The sequence below is a fragment of the Aeromonas sp. 602200 genome, from assembly GCF_049173895.1.
Taxonomy (GTDB): domain Bacteria; phylum Pseudomonadota; class Gammaproteobacteria; order Enterobacterales; family Aeromonadaceae; genus Aeromonas; species Aeromonas veronii_A.
The window spans coordinates 325,557-345,959 of record NZ_JAAKSL010000001.1 but is presented as its reverse complement, the minus strand read 5'-3'; the positions used below and the strand labels follow the sequence as shown (position 1 = coordinate 345,959).

Sequence of the window (20,403 nt, the reverse complement as noted above, 5' to 3'; positions counted from 1 at the left end):
ACAACTGAAATCAGTTCGTTTGAAGCTGATTTGTATGCAGATTATCTGTTGAACATCGTCTGATAGAACCCTTTTCGAACTACAAGGAGTAGTGATGACATCCCTCTTGTCCCGAGTTCGCCAGCTGGCGAACGATAATGCGTTGCCACCCCATCTGCTGCAAACCCGTGAGTGGGAAGGGCCCCTGTGTCGGGTGCGACTCGACAACACTGGCCCTGATGCCACCCCGGTTGAGCGCTGGGTGCTGTTTGACGGCAAGCTTGGCCTGCCGGTGGAGAGTGCCATCTATGGCGAAGGATTCCAGATGCTGGCCCAGACCATGGGCAGCTGGCAATCCCCGCAGCCGGTGGGGCGCTGCCCCGACGCCAGCGTCTATCGCATCACCGATGACAACGGCTATCACACCGTTCACAACCTGCTGCTGGTGGAGCATGGCAAGGGCTGGCTGCTGCTCGCTTTTGCCAGTTGCCACCGTTTTGGCGGGGAGTTTCGCCTCTACCCGGATGGGCGGCTGCAGATCCTGCTGAACTGCGAAGGGCGCGAGCTTGCGGCCGGCGAGCACTGGCAGAGCGAGGCGCTGATCTGCCTTGAAGGGGCGGAGCGCGAGGATCTGCTGGCCGAACTGGCACGGCTGATCGAGGTCGAGCACGGCTCGCTGATCGGCCAGGTGAGTGAGCGCCCGAGCGGCTGGTGCTCCTGGTATCACTACTACGCCGAGGTAAGTGCCGCCGACATTCGCGAGAATCTGCAGGTGCGCGCCGAGCGCTTCCCTGCGCTGCGCTATGTGCAGATCGACGACGGCTATCAAGCCAAAATGGGCGACTGGCTCACTCCGTCCGCCAAGTTCGAGCAGGGCGTGGCGTCATTGGCTGCAGAGATCAAAGGTGCTGGCTGTGAGCCCGCTCTCTGGGTCGCCCCCTTTATCGCCGAACCCGGTTCACAGGTGTTTCAGGATCACCCCGACTGGTTTGTGAAGGGGGATGACGGCCTGCCGCTCCCCTCCGAGCGGGTCACCTATGGCGGTTGGCGTTGTACTCCCTGGTATGTGCTGGATGGTACCCACCCTGAGGTGCAGGCGCACCTTGAGCAGGTGTTCCGTACTTTGCGTGAGCAGTGGGGCATCCACTACTTCAAGCTCGATGCCAACTTCTGGGGCGCTATCCACGGTGGTCGTTTCCACGATCCGGCCGCCACCCGGGTTGAAGCTTATCGGCGTGGCATGGCGGCCATCCTGCGTGGTGCAGGTGAAGGTGCTTTCCTGCTCGGTTGCAATGCCCCCATCTGGCCAAGCCTTGGGCTGGTGCACGGCATGCGGGTGAGTGATGATGTGGAGCGCAATGGCCACCGCTATCGCCAAATCGCCCGCGAGGCCTTCTGCCGCGCCTGGCAAAATGACAAGCTCTGGGCCCTCGATCCCGACTGCATCTGTCTGCGGGATCTGCCGACCCAGCAGGCCAGCCAGGCGGAATACAGTTTCCATCTGGCAGCGCTGGTGGCAAGTGGCGGCATGATGCTGGCCGGTGATCGGCTGCAAGATTTCGATGAGGAGCAGGCGGCGCACCTGCGCAAGCTGTTGGCGCTCTGCGCCGCCCGGGCACCCTCTGCCCGCTTCGAGTCGATGGATTTTGCCTGCGGCGAAGTGAGCCTGCCTGAGGGGGGCACTCTGCTCTGCTTGTTCAACTGGGAGGGGCAACCACAGGAGTTTCTGCTGCCGGAAGGGGGAACCGATTTTTGGCAGGGGCAGGCAGTCGGCACAACCGTGACCCTGCAAGGGGGCGAGGGGCGGGTGATCCACTACACCTGATCACAGCCTCACCATAAACAATTCAGGCTCCATCATGGAGCCTGAATTGTTTCAATTAGCGGTTATCAGTCACGTTTTTCAGTAACGCCACTCAAAACCAACGGCATATTTGGCAGAGCCATAGCCCGGGATATCACTGCCGGAGGCGATCGCCTTGAGGGTTAGCAACGGGGTGATGGGCACCCCCAGACCAAAACCGATGGCCAGTTGATCATTGGGGTTCCCCATCAGATCGACCCTCATCACCCGATAAAGGGACATATCCTCGCTCAGGTGCATATAGGCTTGCGAAGCGCGGTTATAGACCTGACCAAACACCTCCAGCTGGAAACCTGACTGGGCGCTGATGGCCAGCGGTACCCCGACAAACTTGTAGAGATGGGAGCCGTTGAAGTAGCTGTTGGTGATCAGGGGAGTGAAATCAGTCTGCTGATAAAGGGTATTGAAGTTCTGTTCTACGATGCGATAGGTCTGCTCGGGCAGGCGAGCAAGATAATCCGGCACATCGAACCGGTATGCGGCGTTGGCTGCCAGCGGCAGCAGGGCCAGTAATCCGAGCAGTGCGTGGTGACGAGGCATCAGCAAATGGCTTCCGTTCGGCCAAAAAGATCTCTTGCTTGGGAGACATCCACTCAGGATGTTGCAAGATATTGGTTTTTTGGGGAAATCCCCTTCGTCATTATGACCTGAAGAAGGGGATGAGAGGGAAGGATTTATTGTGAAACTACTCACAACTCATAAATCTTCCAGATAGTGGTAGAGACTCTTAAGAATCGCAAAGTTCCGTTCGTTACTCTGGTTCTGCTCGGCCAGTGCTTCGAGACGGGGCACATAGTCCGGCAGACGGCGGCTGAAGTAGTCGCTGCAGTGCAGGCGCCAGCGTTTCTGCTCTGTTTCGCTCAAGGTGTGCGGCCAGTTGCGGGCGCGGTAGCGGAACAGCATCTCCGGCAGCCGGGCATCGGTAAAGGCGAACTCCCGCTCACCTAGCAGATCCGCGGGGGTGGCACGCACCAGATCCATGGTGGACTTGTCGCCATGGCCAAAGAATCCGGCGTAGAGCTGGGTATCGGGGTCGCTGTCATTACTGCCGGCGAACTCCTGATTGAACACTTCCACCAGTTTTTCCCGCACCTCGGGGTGGGCGCGCAGCAGATCCAGGCTCTTGCGGCACTGCTCACGATTGATGCCGAGCTCGTCGGCGCGTTCCGCCGTCAGGGTGGCGGCCGGCGCCAGCACCGGGCACTTGTTGATGTGCACCAGTTTCACCGGAATGCCAGCCAGATCCCCCAGCTCCTCTTTTTTGGTATAGAGGCGCTCGCGGATCTCCTCGCTGGAGAGTTCAATGAGCGGGGTGGGGTCACGGGTCAGATCCACCATGATCACCGCGTTCTGGTTGGTGGGGTGCCAGGCGAGCGGCGAGACCCAGCTTGCACAACCCTGCCAGGGGGAGAACATGCCGGAGACGTGCACCAGCGGCTTCATGGTCACCACGTCAATCAGCGCCTTCACCTTGTTTTTGTTCCGCAGATCAAAGAGATAACCAAACAGCTTGGGTTGGGCTTTTTTCACCAGCTTGGCCATCTCGATGGTGGCCAGCACGTCCGAGAGTGCATCGTGAGCATTGGCGTGAGTCACGCCGTTAGCGACCGTCAGCTTTTCAAGTCTGAAACTCGGCTTGCCCTCATCGTCAAACGCCCACTCGATCCCCTCCGGGCGCAGGGCATAGCAGGCCCGCAGCATGTCGAGAATATCCCAGCGGGAGTTGCCGTTCTGCCAGCTGTAGGCATAGGGGTCATAGAAGTTGCGATAGAGGGTATAACGGGTCACTTCATCATCGAAGCGGATGCTGTTGTAGCCAAGCACACAGGTATTCGGCGTGGCGAACTGCTCGTGGATCTGGCGAATGAAATCCGCCTCGCACAGCCCATCCTTCATCGCCTTTTGCGGCGTGATACCGGTAATCAGGCACGCCTCCGGATCCGGCAGGTAGTCTGCCGGAGGCTTGCAATAGATGACCAGCGGCTCGCCAATGAGGTTGAAATCCGCATCGGTACGAATACCGGCAAACTGCGACGGCCTGTCCTTGGCGGGGCTGATGCCGAAGGTCTCGTAGTCGTGGAAGTAGTAAGTGGGCTGGGTGGTCTGCTTCGCTGATGTGCTCATGTGTTCTTGTGTGTTCGCGCTTCTGATTGATTTTTCAGGGTTTAGTGCCGTTCTGGTGAGGTGAAAATTCCGAAGACACTTTCATCGTTCACCCAAACCTGACGTTGTTCAATGGCCTGCTGGTACATTATCTGGTACAAAATACCCCCATGAGAGTGGTACAAAATTTTAATGGGGTAGCAATGGCGTTATCAGATAGCTGGCTTCGAGGGGTGAATGGTAAACCATATGCTGGCCCGAGCGAAGTGAGCGACGGTGATGGGTTGAGTGTCCAGGTCTCACCGAAGGGGTAGTTGCGTTCCAAGTTCGGCATGTGGTCGACGGGAAGCGGGTTCGGACCTCTCTTGGTCGGTACCCGGTTCTGACCTTGCGAGAGGCCCGGATAAAGGCCGATAAGCTCAAAAGCGGTGTTGCGCGGATCAGTGCCTCGGGCGACGAGCCTACGCCTGCAGCCTTGTTTGATGAGTGGTTCGAGAAGTACGTGATGCGGGAGTGCCGAGAAGGCACCCAGAAATACTATCGCTATACCTTCTCGTCAGTGAAGAACCGCTTGCCTGACCGGCCAATCAACCAGATCACCATGGACATGTGGTTGAGCTATTTCGATACCATCAGTGAGCGGGCACCAGGGGTAACCCGGGCTGTGATCACGGCATTGAAGGCGTGCTTCAACTGGCAGGCTCGCCGCGGCACGATCTACATGCCCAACAGATGAGTCTGCGGGCCAGGGATGTTGGCGCTCCCGCTAAGACCGGTCACCGGGTGTTGACGGTACCAGAGGTTGCGAAGATCTGGCGGGCCATTGAGGCCAGTCGGACTGGCACCGGCAACAAGGTGATGCATCTGCTCTGCCTGGTCTATGGGGGCAGGCTTTCCGAGGCCAGAACGCTCAGGCGTCAGGACCTGGATTACGAGTCTATGGTCTGGACCGTGCCGGCGGAGATCAGCAAGACCGGCAGGCCTATCCGCCGCCCCATCACATCGGGTGGGCAAGCAATTGTTCGAACGAGCCGCCATGGCGTCGGTGGACCCGGTCTATCTGTTCCCAGGTCAGGGGGAGGGGAATGGTCCGCTAGAGATCCACTCATGTAATCGGTTGGTGAGCCGCTTGCGCAGCAGCCTAGGGATCCCCCATTGGCGGATTCATGATGCTCGTCGAACGCTGTCGACCAGGCTATCGGAATTGGGGGTGTCGCCCCATATCACCGAAGTGATGCTGGGGCACACCCTGACTGGCGTGATGGCTGTTTACAACAAACATGACTGGCTTGAGGATCAAGCGGCTGCCTATGAGCGCTGGTGGACAGTGATCCAGCGGGAGCTAGGCGTTGCCACTGATCCGGTTGTGGCTGTCAATCCAGGCCATGATGTGTGACTTTATCCAGCGCAGTGGCTGGTGGTCGATGGGTTTGGGAAAGGTGGTATCCCTCATGCGCAAGTGTGTACAGATCTAGTTATCACCTGACACCGGCCTCAAGCCGGTGTCTTGTTTACGCTACTTTAGAGCGCACTTCCTTCGGTATCAATTTCAGACCCTTCTTGAACATGCTGTAGGGCGTCAGTCCCTCCATCATCCTGCCCTGATGCGGCCGCTGGGTGTTGTAGTGCGCCAGGTAGCTACCCAGGTCTGTCTGCATCTGCTCTACCGACTCATACCAGGTCGTCCTCCCCTTGATACGGAAGTGTTCATCCAGCAGTGTGCGATGCAGCCGTTCGATAAAGCCGTTGCTCTGCGGCCTGCGTACCTTGGTTGTCCGGTGCTCAATCCCCTCCAGTTGCAGGAACAGCTCGTAGGGATGATGGTCTGGGCGCCCACAGAACTCGCGCCCGTTATCCGACAGAATGGTATAGACCCGTGCCTCGTGGGCCTCGGAAAACGGCAGTACCGTTTCATTGAGCACATAGACCGAGGTCACCGGCAGCTTGCTGATGTAGAGCCGTCCCCAGGCGTGGCGGCTGTAGCAGTCCAGCACGGTTTGCAGATACACCTGCCAACCCCTTGGATCGCGCCGACGAAGAAGGTGTCGACAGCCACCAGTTCTCCGGTGTAGTGGACCTCAATCTGATGTTCTCGAAACTCTGGGCTGAGACGCTCGAACAGGCGAATTTACTCGTCATTGAGCTCAATGGTCAGCTCCCGGTGCGTTTTCTCAAGGCGCAGCAAGCGGTCGTGTTTGGAGAGCAAGTCGTGCCGTTGCCACACGCCACGCATACCGCCCGCACTGACGTTGATGCCTTGCAGAGCCAGTTCTTGTGCGACCCGCTGCGGGCCATGAGTTAGTCTGGTGAGGGAGTAATCGAGGATGGCCTGTTCAATCTCGGGCGCAACCCGGTTGGGATGAGCCCCTTTACAGCCGGGCAATTTGTCGAGCAATCCCTCGGCGCCATAGGTCTGGTAATTACGGCGAATTTCGTAGAACTGCTGACGGCTGTAGCCGATGAGCTTGCAGGCTTTGCTGACATTATTGAGCTCTTTGGCAAGCTCTAGCAGGCTGAGTTTACGACGTGCTACTTTCTCGTTGGTGGTCATATGGTGACTCAAGATAACACGGTAGGGGTACCGTTTTGTTATCCGGTTTGAAGCCGTATGACCACTCCCTTTTGTGGGCAACTGTCAGGTGAATACCATTTCCATACAGCATAACCTCTCGCCTGTTTTTCATATCTGAAACCTCTTCAGCCATCCGAAGCACCGCGCGACTGCATTTAGCTGCAATAACGAGCTTTGTTTAACACCAGTGTGCGGAACCTTATGGTGTCGCGACTGCTCGCACATGCTGTGCGATGATCGCTTTTATCCTTCTACGCCGGTTGGGTGTATCCCGGCAATGCCATCGAGCAGCAGGTCTTGTTCGCGTGAAAGAGGCCCGGTTGAGCGGTAGTAGGGATACAAGGGCTCTATAAGCCTCTTTGCACTGCTTTTTGCAAAACCGTGATGAGGTAAACCATGGGATTAATGACTAGATTTATCAGTAGCAAGGAGTAAAACGACACCCTTGCATCATCACAAAACAGCATGGGACAGGGATCATGAACAGAGCGCAGGAAGCCGGTTCGTGCTCGCTTCAGGTGGATCTCAGACAGGTCGTTTATGCCTTGTCTGCGTCACTGGATCTGGTAGGAATTGGCGATGTGGCCCATGGTAAACGGGTCGGGATCATGGCGGCCGAGTGTGGTCGGGTATTGGGGCTGGATACAGCTGAATGTTGTTTGTTGTTTGAGCTCGGCGTGCTGCACGATATTGGTGTCTCCTCGACCATCACCCATCACCATCTGGTTAGTGAGTTCGATTGGGAGTCCTCCCAGCGTCACTGCGAGGTAGGATATCAGCTGCTCAAGGATTTCCGCTTGCTGGCCCCGTTGGCACTGCCTATCCGTTATCATCATACCCACTGGCATCTCTTGCGCGAGATGGCCGATGTGGACCCCCAGGTTGCTCGTCAGGCCAACCTTATCTTTCTGGTGGATCGTTGCGATGCGCTGACTGCCCCATTCTATGGCGATGGCTCATTGTTAATGCATACACACGAGATCCGTGCTCGCCTGCAGGATTGCCGTGACGAATTCTTTGCCACCGATCTGTTGGATGGTTTTCTCCAAGCCTCTCGCTCGGAGGCGTTCTGGTTGCAACTGGAGGCGCGAGCCATCAATGATTACATGCACGAGATGCTGAGGCAGCGGGAGTCCTGCATCACCGATAATGGTGAGCTAAAAGCGTTGGCCAGGATCTTCTCGGGTATCGTTGATGCCAAAAGTCCATTCACTATGACGCACTCCCTCGGAGTGAGCCGTCTTTCGCGTGCCCTGGCCGAGCGGCTGGGGGTTAGTAGTGTCCATTGTGACATGCTCGAAATTGCAGGGCTGTTGCATGATCTCGGCAAGTTGAGGGTTCCTGATGAAATATTGGACAAACCTGCCGGCTTGACGCCGGAGGAGCGGGCAATCATCAATACTCACAGTTTCGAAACCTACCAGATCCTGCGTCATATCGAAGGGTTTGAGGAGATAGCCTGCTGGGCGGCCTATCACCATGAGGAGCCTGACGGGGAGGGCTATCCGTTCCATCTGCCGGTATCCGCCATGGCGCTCGAAGCGCGCATCCTGCGGGTGGCCGATATTTTCCAGGCCATGGTGCAGGACAGACCTTATCGACGTGGGCTGCCTGCTCGTGATGCTCTGGCTTTTATGCATCAACTGGCGGCTCAGGGTCGGGTAGATCCTGTCGTGGTGGCGACGTTGGCGGATTATCTGCCACAGATGATGGCTGCGGCCATGCCGACCAATGAAAACAGATATGCAATCGGTTGATGGGGGAGGAGAGGCTGACCCATCCGGCAGTGAGCCAGCTATGCTTGGAGCAAGCCGTGCGTGGTGCCGGTACTGACGCGCAAGACGCCAGCCTGATTGGACTATGGATAGGGGAATTGATATGGAATCGCTAAAAGCCAGGGATTATATGCAGAGCAGACCTATAACCTTCACTGCAGACATGATGGTGCAGGCTGCGGTCGAGAAATTTTTGAACAGTCACCAGTTGGGAGGGCCAGTGGTGGATGGGCAGGGACACTTGATCGGCTGGATCTCCGAGCAGGATTGCATTGCAGTGATGCTCAAGGAAGCTTATCACTGTGAGCAGGTCGCTCAGGTCAAGGATGTGATGCGCAAGGAGGTACTGACTGTTGAGCCAGATACCAGCATCCTCACCCTGGCGGAGATGATGATGGGACAGAAACCCAAGATCTATCCGGTGGTGGAGGAGGGCAGGCTGCTCGGGGTAATCAATCGCCATAATGTGATGCAGGCTATCCATGCCCAGTTGACCACCTGTTTTGTACACAATCACGGCTAAGGGCTGACCGGATGCAACATGCAACAGAAGCAGGCCAATGGCCTGCTTCATTGTTTTGGGAGATGGTGCGTTCACCCATCCGTAGCCTGGTATGGAGGCTAATTTGCCTCTCCAGTGTCTCATGTTAAGGCTTGCACCTGCTGTCTGTGCTCTTTAGGATCTCCCCCAGCTATCGATATGGCCCCCTTGTCGGGCACTCTTTTAAGGAATTCGTACCTTGTCTCTCTCTATCGAGGCGCTGCGCCGCCGTCTCTCTGCCTGCATGAACCTCGACGCCCGCCGTCTCTCCAGCCGTCTGCACGGTGCCAAGAAGTTGCCCGAGGGCAAACAGGCTGCGGTACTCGAGACCATTGCCGCCGATCTGGATGCGGCGCAGGCGCGTTACCAGTCCCGTTTGGCGGGCGTACCCAAGGTCACCTATCCGGACAACTTGCCGGTCAGTCAGAAGCAGGCGGAGATCGCCAAAGCCATTGAAGAGCATCAAGTGGTGATCATCGCCGGGGAAACCGGCTCGGGTAAAACCACCCAGATCCCCAAGATCTGTCTGGCGCTCGGGCGTGGGGTCAAGGGCTTCATCGGCCACACCCAGCCGCGCCGTCTGGCGGCCCGCACTGTGGCGGCCCGTATTGCCGAGGAGATGGAGTCCGAACTCGGTCACTACGTGGGTTACAAGGTGCGCTTTACCGATCAGGTGAGCGAGCAGACCCACATTAAGCTGATGACTGACGGTATTTTGCTGGCGGAGATCCAGAACGACCGGATGCTCACCCAGTACGACACCATCATCATCGATGAGGCCCACGAGCGCAGCCTCAATATCGACTTCATTCTGGGCTATCTCAAGCAACTGCTGCCCAAGCGCCCGGATCTCAAGGTGATCATCACCTCGGCCACCATCGACCCGCAACGTTTCTCCCGCCATTTCAACAAGGCGCCGGTGATCGAGGTCTCCGGCCGCACCTACCCGGTTGAGGTACGCTACCGTCCACTTACCAGTGACAAGAGCGAAGGGCTGGAAGAGCGAGACGAACTGCAGGGGATCTTCGATGCGGTGGAAGAGCTGGCCCGCGAGGGGCTCGGGGACATCCTCATCTTCATGAACGGCGAGCGGGAGATCCGCGATACTGCCGATGCCCTGCGCAAGCTCAATCTGCGCGATACAGAGGTGTTGCCGCTCTACGCCCGTCTCTCCAACGCCGAGCAGAACAAGGTGTTCCAGCAACATGCCGGACGGCGTATCGTGCTCGCCACCAACGTGGCGGAGACCTCGCTGACGGTGCCGGGCATTCGCTACGTCATTGACCCGGGCACCGCCCGCATCAGCCGCTACTCCTGGCGCACCAAGGTGCAGCGCCTGCCCATCGAACCGGTCTCCCAGGCCAGTGCCAACCAGCGTAAAGGGCGCTGCGGTCGGGTGGCGGACGGCATCTGTATCCGCCTCTACTCGGAGGAGGATTTCAACAGCCGTCCCGCCTTTACCGACCCCGAGATCCTGCGCACCAACTTGGCATCGGTCATCCTGCAGATGCTTGCGCTCGGCCTTGGCAATATGGAGGCGTTCCCCTTCGTCGAGCCGCCGGAATCCCGCCATATCAAGGATGGTCTGACTCTCTTGAAAGAGCTGGAGGCGGTGCGCGAGCTTCCCGCCACCGGCGATCGCGAGGCCAAACTGCAGCTGACCGAAACCGGTCGCCAGCTCTCGCGCATCCCCCTTGATCCGCGTCTGGCGAAGATGGTGATCAGCGCAGCGCAGACCGGCTGCCTGAGCGAGGTGATGGTGATCACCGCTGCCCTCAGCATTCAGGATCCCCGCGAGCGTCCCATGGAGAAAAAGCAGGCCGCCGACGAGCAACACAGGCGCTTTGAGGACAAGGATTCCGACTTCCTCGCCTTCGTCAATCTGTGGTACTACCTGAAAGAGCAGCAGGATGCCCTTGGCAGCAATCCATTCCGCCGCATGTGCCAGAAGGAGTTTCTCTCCTACCTGCGGGTGCGCGAATGGCAGGACATCCATTTCCAGCTGCGTCAGACGGTCAAGGAGCTTGGTTTTAAAGCCAACCATGAACCGGCAGATTTCAAGACGGTGCACTGCGCCCTGCTGACAGGCCTCTTGAGCCATATCGGCAACAAGGATCTGGAAAAGCCCGAATTCCTTGGCGCCCGCAATGGCCGTTTCCACCTGTTCCCGGCCTCTGGCTTGTTCAAAAAACCGCCCAAGTGGGTGATGGCCGCAGAATTGGTGGAGACCTCGCGCCTCTACGCCCGCATCAACGCCAAGATTGAACCCGAGTGGGTAGAGCCGCTGGCGGGTCATCTCATCAAGCTGCACCACAGCGACCCCCACTGGTCGAAGAAAAACGGCGCCGTGATGGCCAAGGAGAAGGTGACGCTGTATGGCCTGACACTGGTCAACGAGCGCACCATCAACTTCAGCCGTATCGATCCGGCGCTGTGCCGCGAGCTGTTTATCCGCCGCGCGCTGGTGGAGGGGGATTTCGAGACCCGTCACCGTTTCTTCAGCGATAACCGCAAGCTCCTGGCCGAGGTGGAGGCGCTGGAGCACAAATCCCGTCGGCGCGACATCCTGGTGGATGATGAGGACTTGTTCCGCTTCTACGATGCTCGTTTGCCGGAGGAGGTGATCTCCTCCCGCCACTTCGACAAGTGGTGGAAAGAGGCGCAAAAGCGGGATCCCGAACTGCTCAACTTCGAAAAAGAGATGCTGATGAAGGGGGACGCCGCCCACATCAGCGATCTTGACTACCCCAACTTCTGGCAGCAGGGGCGCCTCAAGCTCAAGCTGACCTATCAGTTCGAGCCGGGAGAGGCGGCGGATGGTGTGACCCTGCATATTCCGCTTCCGCTCCTGAATCAAGTGGAGGTGAAGGGGTTCGAGTGGTTGATCCCCGGGCTGCGCCATGAGCTGTTGGTGGCCCTCATCAAGTCGATGCCCAAGCCGATGCGCAAGAACTTCGTGCCGGCGCCAAACTATGCCGATGCGCTGCTTGCCAGCATCAACCCCGAGCAGGGGCCGCTCTTGGACGAAATGGAGCGCCAGCTGCGCCGCATGACCGGCGTGACCGTGCCCCGTGAATCCTGGGACTGGGCTGCTGTGCCCGATCACCTGAAACTCACCTTCCGGGTGGTGGACGACAAGCACAAGAAGGTGGCTGAAGGGAAAGATCTGGAAGCCTTGAAAGAGTCGCTGCGTGGCAAGGTGCAGGAGACCCTGTCGCAAGTGGCGGATGATGACATCGAGCAGTCCGGTCTCACCCTGTGGAGCTTTGGCGAGCTGCCCCAGGAGTACAGCCAGAAGCGCGGCGGCTTCGAGGTGAAAGCCTATCCGGCGTTGGTGGACGAGAAGGACTCGGTTGCTATTCAGCTGGTGGAGAGCCCTGTGGTGCAGCAGCAGCTGATGTGGGCCGGTCAGCGCCGGCTGGTGCTGCTCAACGTGCCATCTCCCATCAAGTATCTGCAGGAGAAGCTGCCCAACAAGGCCAAGCTGGGGCTCTATTTCAACCCGTTTGGCAAGGTGGCGGAGCTGATTGACGACTGTATCGCCTGTGGCTGCGACAAGCTGATCGAGCAGCATGGCGGGCTGGCTTGGGACGAGGCCGGTTTCGAGGCGCTCAAGGAGTTTGTCCGCGCCGAGCTCAACGATGCGGTAGTGGAGGTGGCCAAGCAGGTGGAAGCCGTGCTGACCCTCTCCCATGAGATCAAGAAGCGGCTCAAGGGCAAGATGCAGCTCGACACCGCTTTTGCCATGTCGGATATCCAGCAGCAGCTCGGCAACCTTATTCACAAAGGTTTTGTCACCGAGACCGGCTGGCAGCGGTTGCCTGATTTGCTGCGCTATCTGCGCGCCATCGAGCGTCGCCTGGAGAAGCTCGCCATCGATCCCAACCGAGATCGGGTCTACATGCTCAAAGTGCACAGCGTGGAGTCGGAGTACAAGGCGCTGCTGGCCAAGATCCCCAAATCCCAGCTTATTCCCACCGAGGTGGTCAATATCCGCTGGATGATTGAGGAGCTGCGGGTGTCGTTCTTCGCTCAGAATCTGGGGACCCCTTATCCGGTCTCCGATAAACGGGTGCTTAACGCCATCGCTCAGTGCTAAGCTGCTATCTAACTGTTTTAACAGCATGATAGCGGGTGATGAGAAGGGGTCGCCGGTCAGGTAGCCCCTTCAAACCGCAAATCAGGGAGGCAAGGATGCTGGGGATCTGGTTGAGTGTGGCGCAGGTGGTGATCAGCGGTTATCAACCCATCGCGGAACAAACTTGGGTGCAGTTGAACCCGGAATATTACCCGCTGGCGCGCACGCCGCCTGCGATGTTTGTGGCTTGGCGTGGAAATCAGTTTCCGCCGCTGGCCCAAAAGCAGAAGCATGGTCGCTGGCAGATCCTCTTTCCCGCTCGGCTGGTCCCCCCTTTCGATCTGTTCGAGGGGGAGGCGCAGCTCTCCAAAACCTATCTGGCAAGACTGCGGCGCATCGACGAGATGGCTTACGGGGTCGCCCCCGGCCAGGTCGCTGCAACCGTGCAGCATGGCAGTGTTTCACCTTTTGAGCCATCGCAACCCATAGCGCCCTTTATCGCCGAGTTCAACGTTCCTCGTGCCATGCCGGTTCAGTTGGCGGTCGCCCCCCGCTACGAAGCAGAGCCATTGCTGGCGTTGCTTGGTGCCGCAGTTGGCGAGAGGGGGAGTCGCAGTGATGGTCTGCTGGCGGCCAGCGTGTCATCTGATAGCACCACACTGACACTCTCTGCGCCGGCGGTTGGCGAGGGGCGCTCAGTGTGCCATCGGGTCGCGGCGGGTGAGACGCTGTGGCGCATCGCCAATCAGCTATCCAGCAGGGTGGGGGCAGATACTTACAGCTATCTGCTGGCCTTGGCCGCAGAAAACAGGGCGGGCCTTGGTAACAGTATCCGGGTCAAAACCGGGGAGGGGCTCTACTGTCCTCGCGCCGAGACGCTTGCGCAGTTTGATGCGTTGAGTCCGGCCCAGCGGCAACAGCAATTTGCTCGTCTTGAGCAGGGGCGTTAAAGCGCGGGATGAGCCTTGTATCCGCTATTGGCCCATGGTAGTATTCGCGCTCGTTTTGCGAGGTGCTGACCGGTCGCAGTCTGCACCATACATTCCTTTAAAAGAGATACACACTATGTCTTTCGTATTCCAAGCTGAAGTCCGTTCTGACCTGGGGAAAGGTGCGAGCCGCCGCCTGCGTCAAGCTGACCAAGTTCCTGCCATCGTTTACGGTGCAGGCAAAGAAGCCCAGTCCATCACTGTTGACCACAAGAAATTCATCCTGGCCCAAGAAAAGCCGGAATTCTATGAGTCCGTACTGACTCTGGTTATCAACGGCGAAGAAGTTAACGTGAAAGTGAAAGCTATCCAGCGTCACCCGGTACGTTACAAGCTGGTTCACCTGGACTTCGTTCGCGTTTAATCACGAACCGTCAGGTAGCAGAAAAGCCACTCTCAGGAGTGGCTTTTTGTTATCTGAAGCATGAGAAGGGGATCTCACGGCCCCCTTCTTTAACGACCCAGTTGCTGCAATGCCTGTTGACAGCGCCGCTCCGCGGCATCCAGCTCCAGCAGCACCATCCTGATATCTTCCATCTGCTGCTGCAGCGTCTCCCGCTTCTCGGTAACCAGCCCGAGCATGGTTTGCAGCTGGGTGCGGCTGCTCTTGTCGGCATCATACAGATCAAACAACTCCCGGATCTCGGCCAGACTGAAACCGAGCCGCTTACCACGCAGGGTCAACTTGAGACGAACCCGATCCTGCTTGCTGTAGATGCGGGTCTGCCCTTCTCTGGCGGGATTGAGTAACCCTTGATCCTCATAGAAACGGATGCTGCGCGTCGTAATATCAAATTCCCGAGCCAGTTCACTGATGCTGTAGCTCCGGGCTTCATCCTTGTTTTTGTTCATATAAACTTCTTGGCGAGCTAAATCCTGCTGGCACCTTACCTAAACGTAAACTGCACTGCAACTCTTGTTCCCATGGCATAGAAAACCTATGTTATGACCATGTAACTAAAAGAGGCGGGCAAATGGATATTGCAATTGTGGCGGCAAAACGTACGCCAATGGGGGCGTTTCAAGGGGCACTGGCAGAGGTGGCGGCCCCGGAGCTGGGGGCCTGTGCCATTGCCGCTGCGTTGGCACAGGGCGGGCTTGTTCCCGAGCAGATCGATGAAGTGTTTATGGGCAATGTGCTCTCGGCAGGTGTGGGACAAGCGCCGGCAAGGCAGGCGATGTTAAAAGCGGGATTGCCAGAGAGTGTGCCTGCTACCACGGTCAACAAGGTGTGTGGCTCCGGCATGAAGGCGGTGATGCTGGCGGCAGATTCCCTTCGTCTGGGCGATAACAAGGTTGTGGTGGCTGGGGGGATGGAGAGCATGAGCAGGGCCCCCTATCTGCTGGATAATGCCCGCAATGGTTTTCGGATGGGCCATCAACAGCTGTTTGATCACCTTTTCCTCGACGGATTGCAGGATGCCTATGATGGCCAGTTGATGGGAATACACGCCCAGCGCAGCGCCGATCATGCCGGTTTGACCCGCAGTGCCATGGATGAGTTTGCCCTTGCGTCGTTGCAGCGTGCCCGCACTGCGCAGCAAGCCGGCGCGTTTGCATCCGAGCTGGCAAGTGTCTATCGCGGTGATCGCTTGTTGCTGGCCGAAGACGAACAACCGGGCAAAGGGAGGCCGGAGAAGATCCCGACCCTGAAGCCTGCATTTGGTAAAGATGGCACCATTACGGCGGCCAATTCGAGCTCCATCTCGGACGGCGCGGCGGCGCTGATATTGATGGATGGTGCCACTGCACAAGCTTGGCAGGTACCTGTACTGGCGCGGATCGTCGGTTATCAGAGCCATGCGGCATTGCCGGCCGAGTTCACTTCCGCTCCCGTTGGCGCAATATCCAGACTGCTGGCTCGTCTCGACTGGTCAGTGGATGAGGTTGACCTGTTCGAAGTCAACGAAGCCTTTGCCATGGTCACCATGCTGGCCATGAGCGGGTGCGGGATCCCCCATCACAAGGTGAATGTTCATGGTGGCGCCTGCGCATTGGGTCACCCGCTTGGCGCGAGTGGAGCACGTATTCTGGTGACGCTGATCTCGGCATTGAGGTTGCGGAGAGGGAGACGAGGCATTGCGTCTCTTTGTATCGGTGGCGGAGAGGCGACCGCTATTGCGGTAGAGATCCCTTAATCGCCGGTATCCATCGCTTGCAGTTGCTCGTTCACCCAGGTCGTTGCCGCGAGATAAAGGTGGCTTACCTTATCTTCATTCAACCCCAGGCGGGCTGTTCGGGCCGTGACTTTGGGCCAGTTGGCATTCTCGTAGTCTTCACAAAATGCGAGATAGAAACCGAGAGTGCCTTTGCGCTCGAGCAGCGCCAGCCGGATATCCTCGATCAGGGGGATAGTCCCCAGCAGCTTGTCCATCGGCTGCTCCATAAGCACATCCAGTAGCGAAAAGAGACCGGTGATAAACGCTTGCTGAGCCTGCAGGGTCGGCGCATGGGTATGCGCAAGCAACTCGCAGAAACGGGCACGGATCATCGACATCTGGTAGAGCTCGGCACTTTTCCCCTTGCCTGCACTGGTCGCAGCCACCAGTGAAACAAAACGCTTTAGCTGGGTATTGCCCAAGTATATCGCAGCCTGGCGAAACGAGGAGATGGGGTTGGCATGGCCTTTGAGATGATTGACATAGCGCAGCAACTTGAGTGACAGAGAGATATCCTGGCTGAGCAGTTGCTCGATCTTGTTGATATCGGGTTCTGTCTCGTTGACCACATTGAGCAACTGCATGACCACGACCTGGGCGGGCTCCATAGTGGCTTGTTTGACCATCTCGGGGCGGCTGAAGAAAAAGCCCTGAAACAGCTGGATCCCCAGCTTTTTGGCTCGTTCGAACTCAGCCTTGTCCTCAACTTTTTCTGCCAGATAGGTGAGTCCCAGCGCCTGATGGCGCTTGATGAACACCCTGATCTGCAACAGGGGCGTGTCACGCAGATCAAACTTGATGATGTGGATAAACGGGAGGAAGCGCTCCCAATCCGGCGACATGGTGAAGTCATCGAGTGCCAGCTGATAGCCCAGTTTGTGCAACTGCTTCACCTTTTCCAGCAGGGCATCATCCGGAGGGGCATCCTCCAGAATTTCGATCACCACCTTTTCGGGTGGCAGGCACTCGGCCAGTCCTTCCAGTAACAGTGAGTGGGGAAAATTGATAAAGCAGGGGCGGCCACCCAACAGCTGATCGATATTCTGTTGCAGAAACTGCTCGACCACCAACCGGGAGGTGGCTTGTTGTGAGGAGATGCTCGGGAAGACATTATTCAGGCTATCGCGAAAGAGCAGCTCATAGGCATGGGTATTGAGGTCTCTGTCGAGGATCGGCTGTCTGGCTACGTAGGAATACATGCCTTGCTCCAGTATGGGTACTGGGTTGATTTTATGGTGTTGCAGAACACTATGCCAGTTTTGACCCTGTTCGGTAAGGCAATAATTGGCATAGTGTTTTTCTGCAGGGAGGGAACTTAGAAGAGATAACTCATTTGGGCGCCAGCCAGCCAGGCATCTCCCTCGGAGGTGCCCTGGAAGGTGGAGGTGCTCTGCGGGTTGCCCGGTTGCAACTCCATTTTTTCAGTAACATCAACCTTCTTGCCATCGATCAGGGTTAACCCCAGATCCATGGTCAGGTTGGGGGTGAACTGATAACCCATCCCCAGGCTGTACCAGATCCGGTCGGCATCAGGAATGGAGATAGTACGGCGATCCGCTGGTACCGGGCTCGCATCGTAAGCAACTCCCGAGCGCAGCTGCCACTGGGGAGTCAGTTGATAGGTCATCCCGATCGCATAGCGCCAGCTATCTTCCCAGTGTTCATCCTTGATATGCATGTTGGGCAGTGTATCCAGATCGGCTTCCAGCTGGACAAATTTGCTCCAGTTGGTCCAGTTCAGGCTGCCATGGATCGCCAGTTTTTCGGTCAGCTGGTGAAATGCAGCAAGCTCTGCCGTTGCGGGTAGCGGAAGATCCAGAGAACCTGTGTCTTTTAGCTCCTTGCCGTTGGGCAGGCCAAGAATGGCATCACCCGAGAGTGTCAAATTGACATCGTGGCGGTATGAGAGCCCAATCCGGGTTTGCTCCGACAACTCCAGCAAGGTGCCGACATTCCAGCCCCATGCCCAGCCATCCCCTTGCAGATGTTTTGCTATCAGATTGCGAGAGGGGAAGGTGCCACCGACTTCGCCCTCGCCCTGAATAGCAGAGATCCCTGCGCCAATTGACCACATCTCATTGATGCGATAGGCAAGAGAGGTTCCCAAATCCATGGTCTTGATATCGGAAACATTGCCAAAGTGGCCGGCACTGTAGTTATCCGGCATCTTGATGCCAAGACCATAGTAAGAGGTGGCCGAGAAGCCGAGGCGCCACTGCTCATTCAGCGGGATGATGAGATAGGCGTTGGGCACCCAGGCCGAGGCCGCGATATCGTGTGCACTCGCATCGGAGGTGACGATGCCGGCTTGCGTCGGCAAACGTGTGTGGCCTTCGATATTGACGTCAGGGCTGACATAGATAGCTCCGCCAGACAGCGCCATCTGATCGAAACGGGTCATGGCTGCGGCATTGCGGGAGAGTACGCTGGCGTTATCCGCAATGGCGGCTTCACCGGCAAAAGCGCGTCCCAGGCCCGTGGCGGATTGTTCAGCCAGCTGGAACCCGGCGGCATGGGTTTGACCCGCGATCACCAGCAGGGCGATGGCGGACGGTTTGATGATGGAATGCATGGGAAAATCCTTGCTGTTACCCGAGGTTTCAATAGGTCATATGGATGGAGGCAGGATTTTATATGGTATGACCAGTAAGGCAACGCTCATGGTGGTTATCCGGAGAAAACAAGATTTAATGCTGGGATGATGTAGTCTAATAGCTTGATTGAAAAAGAAAAATAAACACGTGTGTGCTACAGCTGTGCGCTGAAACTGTTTTTTCGGATAAAAAAAGAGCGCCTGTCGGCGCTCTTTTCGGTGGCGTTCTAATCAGAACTTCATATTGAACTGGGCAGAGGCCAGGAAGGCATTGCCGTGGGAGGAGCCTTTCCAACGCAGAGGGTCTGAGTGGTTACGCAGACCTTCGTTGACATCAACCTCTTTACCGTCCAGATAGGCCATACCAAAGTCAATGCTCATATCAGTATTGATATGGTAGGTCGCGCCAGCGCTATACCAGACACGGTCAGAATCCGGGATGCTCAGGCTGCGGTATTCGGGCTCGATTGGGCTGTTGTCATAAGCAAAGCCAATACGCGCTTCCCAAGCCGGGTTGATATACCAGGTACCGCCGATTGAGTAACGAGTAGAGTCTTTAAACTTCTCATCCTTTTGCAGACATACGCCGCCAGCGCATTGGCCGCTGGTTGCTTTCAGCTCCTGGAAGGCACTCCAGTCAGTCCAGTTGACAGAGTAGTGAACGGCGAATTGCTGATTCAAACGGTGATAACCGGCAAACTCGGCCTGAGCAGGGAGATCCAGTTTCAGATTGCCGTCAACAGTGCGGTTCCCTGAAGTGAGCCCCTGGAAGTCACCATCAAAGCTCATATCGACCTGTGAACGGTAGGTCAGAGCAAAGCGATGGTTCTCATTGACTTCGTACAGAGTGCCAACGTTCCAGCCAAAGCCCCAGGTATCGCCTTTCAGGTGAGCCAGGCGAGTATCTGTTGCCAACGGGCCACCCTGGCTCGGTGGGTTCAGCGGACCCAGCAGACCAGCATAGCGGTTGAGTTCGGCAGCACCGTAAACGGCGTTGATACCGGCACCCACACTGAAGTGCTCATTGATGCGATAGGCGATGTTCGGGTTGATATTGAGAGTCATCAGCTCGGTATCACCGGCACCGGCACCAGCCGGGAAGGTTTTGGAGTACTCGGTAGATAGCCCGTAATTTGAGAAGAGGCCGATACCCCAAGCCCACTGGTCATTCAGCGGCTGAATAAAATAAGCGGCAGGAACGAATGCTGACGGAGCAATACCTGATTCGCTGGCAGGAACTGTACCCAGAGGCGTAGCAACGCTGCCATTCACATCGACATCCGGCTTGATGTAGGTGCCGGAGACAGAAACCGCCATCTTGTCGAAGGTGGTCATGGCAGCCGGGTTACGGGCCAGCACGGAGGCGTTGTCGGCGATAGCCGCTTCACCGGCATAGGCGCGACCCAGACCGGAGGCCGAGTGCTCGTTCAACTGGAATGCCGCGGCATGGACTTGACCGGTGGCCAGCGCGATGGTGGCGGCAATCAGGCTCTTCTTGAAAATAGTTGTCGTCATGGTGTTCTCTCTTGTAGGCAGATTTTTTTGCCGATATTGGCTGCACGTTCAATGCAAACCTCGACAAAATCCGTTTTTATTTCAGCTTCTTCCCAATCAATTCTGGCGTGATTCTATGGATCTGGTAGGAGGTAAGAAATCAGACCAGTGACAGCAGAATACATAAAAGTGATCGATGTGTTAATCATTTGTTTTAACTTGCTGTTTAATTCATCATTTTCAGGGTCTAAAGGCG

At 57.1% G+C, this 20,403-nt stretch carries 14 protein-coding genes and 3 pseudogenes; 9 read left to right on the top strand and 8 right to left on the bottom strand.

Going from position 1 to position 20,403, the window contains the following annotated elements; all coding sequences use genetic code 11:
- Positions 1–94: 94 nt before the first annotated feature.
- Entirely contained in the window at positions 95–1,804 is a 1,710-nt protein-coding gene (locus tag G5221_RS01540) for a glycoside hydrolase family 36 protein (protein ID WP_421262662.1), read from the top strand.
- Positions 1,805–1,882: 78 nt separating this feature from the next.
- Here G5221_RS01540 and G5221_RS01535 read toward each other — a convergent pair whose 3' ends face one another.
- Positions 1,883–2,383 carry a hypothetical protein gene (locus G5221_RS01535; RefSeq protein WP_005360277.1) on the bottom strand — a complete coding sequence of 167 codons (501 nt, stop codon included), beginning with the start codon at positions 2,381–2,383 and terminating at the stop codon, positions 1,883–1,885.
- Between the two features lie 156 nt (positions 2,384–2,539).
- On the bottom strand, positions 2,540–3,967 hold the full coding sequence (gene sbcB / locus G5221_RS01530) for an exodeoxyribonuclease I (protein WP_421262661.1): 1,428 nt from the start codon (positions 3,965–3,967) through the stop codon (positions 2,540–2,542).
- 295 nt (positions 3,968–4,262) lie between these two features.
- On the opposite strand from sbcB, the pseudogene G5221_RS01525 reads away from it, so the two are divergent.
- Positions 4,263–4,682: pseudogene (locus G5221_RS01525) on the top strand (hypothetical protein); the annotation flags it as partial.
- 300 nt (positions 4,683–4,982) lie between these two features.
- On the top strand, positions 4,983–5,342 hold the full coding sequence (locus G5221_RS01520; protein WP_421262660.1) for a tyrosine-type recombinase/integrase: 360 nt from the start codon (positions 4,983–4,985) through the stop codon (positions 5,340–5,342).
- Positions 5,343–5,457: 115 nt separating this feature from the next.
- Here the strand turns inward: G5221_RS01520 and G5221_RS01515 are convergent.
- Positions 5,458–6,497 (bottom strand): annotated as a pseudogene (locus G5221_RS01515) (IS481 family transposase).
- Positions 6,498–6,632: 135 nt separating this feature from the next.
- Positions 6,633–6,777: pseudogene (locus G5221_RS01510) on the bottom strand (IS5/IS1182 family transposase); the annotation flags it as partial.
- A 220-nt stretch (positions 6,778–6,997) separates the two neighbouring features.
- Here G5221_RS01510 and G5221_RS01505 point away from each other — a divergent pair.
- The 5 genes from G5221_RS01505 to rplY all read left to right on the top strand — a co-directional run bounded on the left by G5221_RS01505 (position 6,998) and on the right by rplY (position 14,265).
- Positions 6,998–8,275 carry an HD domain-containing phosphohydrolase gene (locus G5221_RS01505; protein WP_421262659.1) on the top strand — a complete coding sequence of 426 codons (1,278 nt, stop codon included), beginning with the start codon at positions 6,998–7,000 and terminating at the stop codon, positions 8,273–8,275.
- Between the two features lie 121 nt (positions 8,276–8,396).
- Positions 8,397–8,816, top strand: a complete 420-nt coding sequence (locus tag G5221_RS01500; protein ID WP_227342797.1) for a CBS domain-containing protein — start codon at positions 8,397–8,399, stop codon at positions 8,814–8,816.
- A 217-nt stretch (positions 8,817–9,033) separates the two neighbouring features.
- On the top strand, positions 9,034–12,933 hold the full coding sequence (gene hrpA / locus G5221_RS01495; RefSeq protein WP_421262658.1) for an ATP-dependent RNA helicase HrpA: 3,900 nt from the start codon (positions 9,034–9,036) through the stop codon (positions 12,931–12,933).
- 95 nt (positions 12,934–13,028) lie between these two features.
- Positions 13,029–13,862, top strand: a complete 834-nt coding sequence (locus G5221_RS01490; RefSeq protein ID WP_227342801.1) for a hypothetical protein — start codon at positions 13,029–13,031, stop codon at positions 13,860–13,862.
- 115 nt (positions 13,863–13,977) lie between these two features.
- Entirely contained in the window at positions 13,978–14,265 is a 288-nt protein-coding gene (gene rplY / locus G5221_RS01485) for a 50S ribosomal protein L25 (RefSeq protein ID WP_005345280.1), read from the top strand.
- Positions 14,266–14,354: 89 nt separating this feature from the next.
- On the opposite strand, the gene G5221_RS01480 is transcribed toward rplY, so the two are convergent.
- A complete protein-coding gene (locus G5221_RS01480; protein WP_216953528.1) occupies positions 14,355–14,753 on the bottom strand; it encodes a MerR family transcriptional regulator in 399 nt (132 codons plus the stop codon).
- A 122-nt stretch (positions 14,754–14,875) separates the two neighbouring features.
- Between G5221_RS01480 and G5221_RS01475 the strand changes: the two genes are divergently transcribed.
- On the top strand, positions 14,876–16,039 hold the full coding sequence (locus G5221_RS01475; protein ID WP_421262657.1) for a thiolase family protein: 1,164 nt from the start codon (positions 14,876–14,878) through the stop codon (positions 16,037–16,039).
- Here the strand turns inward: G5221_RS01475 and G5221_RS01470 are convergent.
- The 3 genes from G5221_RS01470 to G5221_RS01460 all read right to left on the bottom strand — a co-directional run bounded on the left by G5221_RS01470 (position 16,036) and on the right by G5221_RS01460 (position 20,168).
- Positions 16,036–17,259, bottom strand: coding sequence for an EAL and HDOD domain-containing protein (locus G5221_RS01470; RefSeq protein ID WP_216953530.1), 1,224 nt, complete (start codon positions 17,257–17,259; stop codon positions 16,036–16,038). The genes G5221_RS01475 and G5221_RS01470 overlap by 4 nt on opposite strands.
- A gap of 116 nt (positions 17,260–17,375) precedes the next feature.
- Positions 17,376–18,632 carry an OmpP1/FadL family transporter gene (locus G5221_RS01465; RefSeq protein ID WP_227342804.1) on the bottom strand — a complete coding sequence of 419 codons (1,257 nt, stop codon included), beginning with the start codon at positions 18,630–18,632 and terminating at the stop codon, positions 17,376–17,378.
- Between the two features lie 252 nt (positions 18,633–18,884).
- Positions 18,885–20,168, bottom strand: coding sequence for an outer membrane protein transport protein (locus G5221_RS01460; RefSeq protein ID WP_227342806.1), 1,284 nt, complete (start codon positions 20,166–20,168; stop codon positions 18,885–18,887).
- Positions 20,169–20,403 lie beyond the last annotated feature (235 nt).

What these genes read in the sequence shown, in the direction of transcription:
- G5221_RS01540 (WP_421262662.1), top strand. Translation starts at nt 95, where the DNA reads ATGACATCCCTCTTGTCCCGAGTTCGCCAGCTGGCGAACGATAATGCG.
- G5221_RS01465 (WP_227342804.1), bottom strand. Translation starts at nt 18,632, where the DNA reads ATGCATTCCATCATCAAACCGTCCGCCATCGCCCTGCTGGTGATCGCG.
- rplY (WP_005345280.1), top strand. Translation starts at nt 13,978, where the DNA reads ATGTCTTTCGTATTCCAAGCTGAAGTCCGTTCTGACCTGGGGAAAGGT.
- G5221_RS01460 (WP_227342806.1), bottom strand. Translation starts at nt 20,168, where the DNA reads ATGACGACAACTATTTTCAAGAAGAGCCTGATTGCCGCCACCATCGCG.
- G5221_RS01480 (WP_216953528.1), bottom strand. Translation starts at nt 14,753, where the DNA reads ATGAACAAAAACAAGGATGAAGCCCGGAGCTACAGCATCAGTGAACTG.
- G5221_RS01535 (WP_005360277.1), bottom strand. Translation starts at nt 2,383, where the DNA reads ATGCCTCGTCACCACGCACTGCTCGGATTACTGGCCCTGCTGCCGCTG.
- G5221_RS01490 (WP_227342801.1), top strand. Translation starts at nt 13,029, where the DNA reads ATGCTGGGGATCTGGTTGAGTGTGGCGCAGGTGGTGATCAGCGGTTAT.
- G5221_RS01470 (WP_216953530.1), bottom strand. Translation starts at nt 17,259, where the DNA reads ATGTATTCCTACGTAGCCAGACAGCCGATCCTCGACAGAGACCTCAAT.
- G5221_RS01520 (WP_421262660.1), top strand. Translation starts at nt 4,983, where the DNA reads ATGGCGTCGGTGGACCCGGTCTATCTGTTCCCAGGTCAGGGGGAGGGG.
- sbcB (WP_421262661.1), bottom strand. Translation starts at nt 3,967, where the DNA reads ATGAGCACATCAGCGAAGCAGACCACCCAGCCCACTTACTACTTCCAC.
- G5221_RS01505 (WP_421262659.1), top strand. Translation starts at nt 6,998, where the DNA reads ATGAACAGAGCGCAGGAAGCCGGTTCGTGCTCGCTTCAGGTGGATCTC.
- G5221_RS01500 (WP_227342797.1), top strand. Translation starts at nt 8,397, where the DNA reads ATGGAATCGCTAAAAGCCAGGGATTATATGCAGAGCAGACCTATAACC.
- G5221_RS01475 (WP_421262657.1), top strand. Translation starts at nt 14,876, where the DNA reads ATGGATATTGCAATTGTGGCGGCAAAACGTACGCCAATGGGGGCGTTT.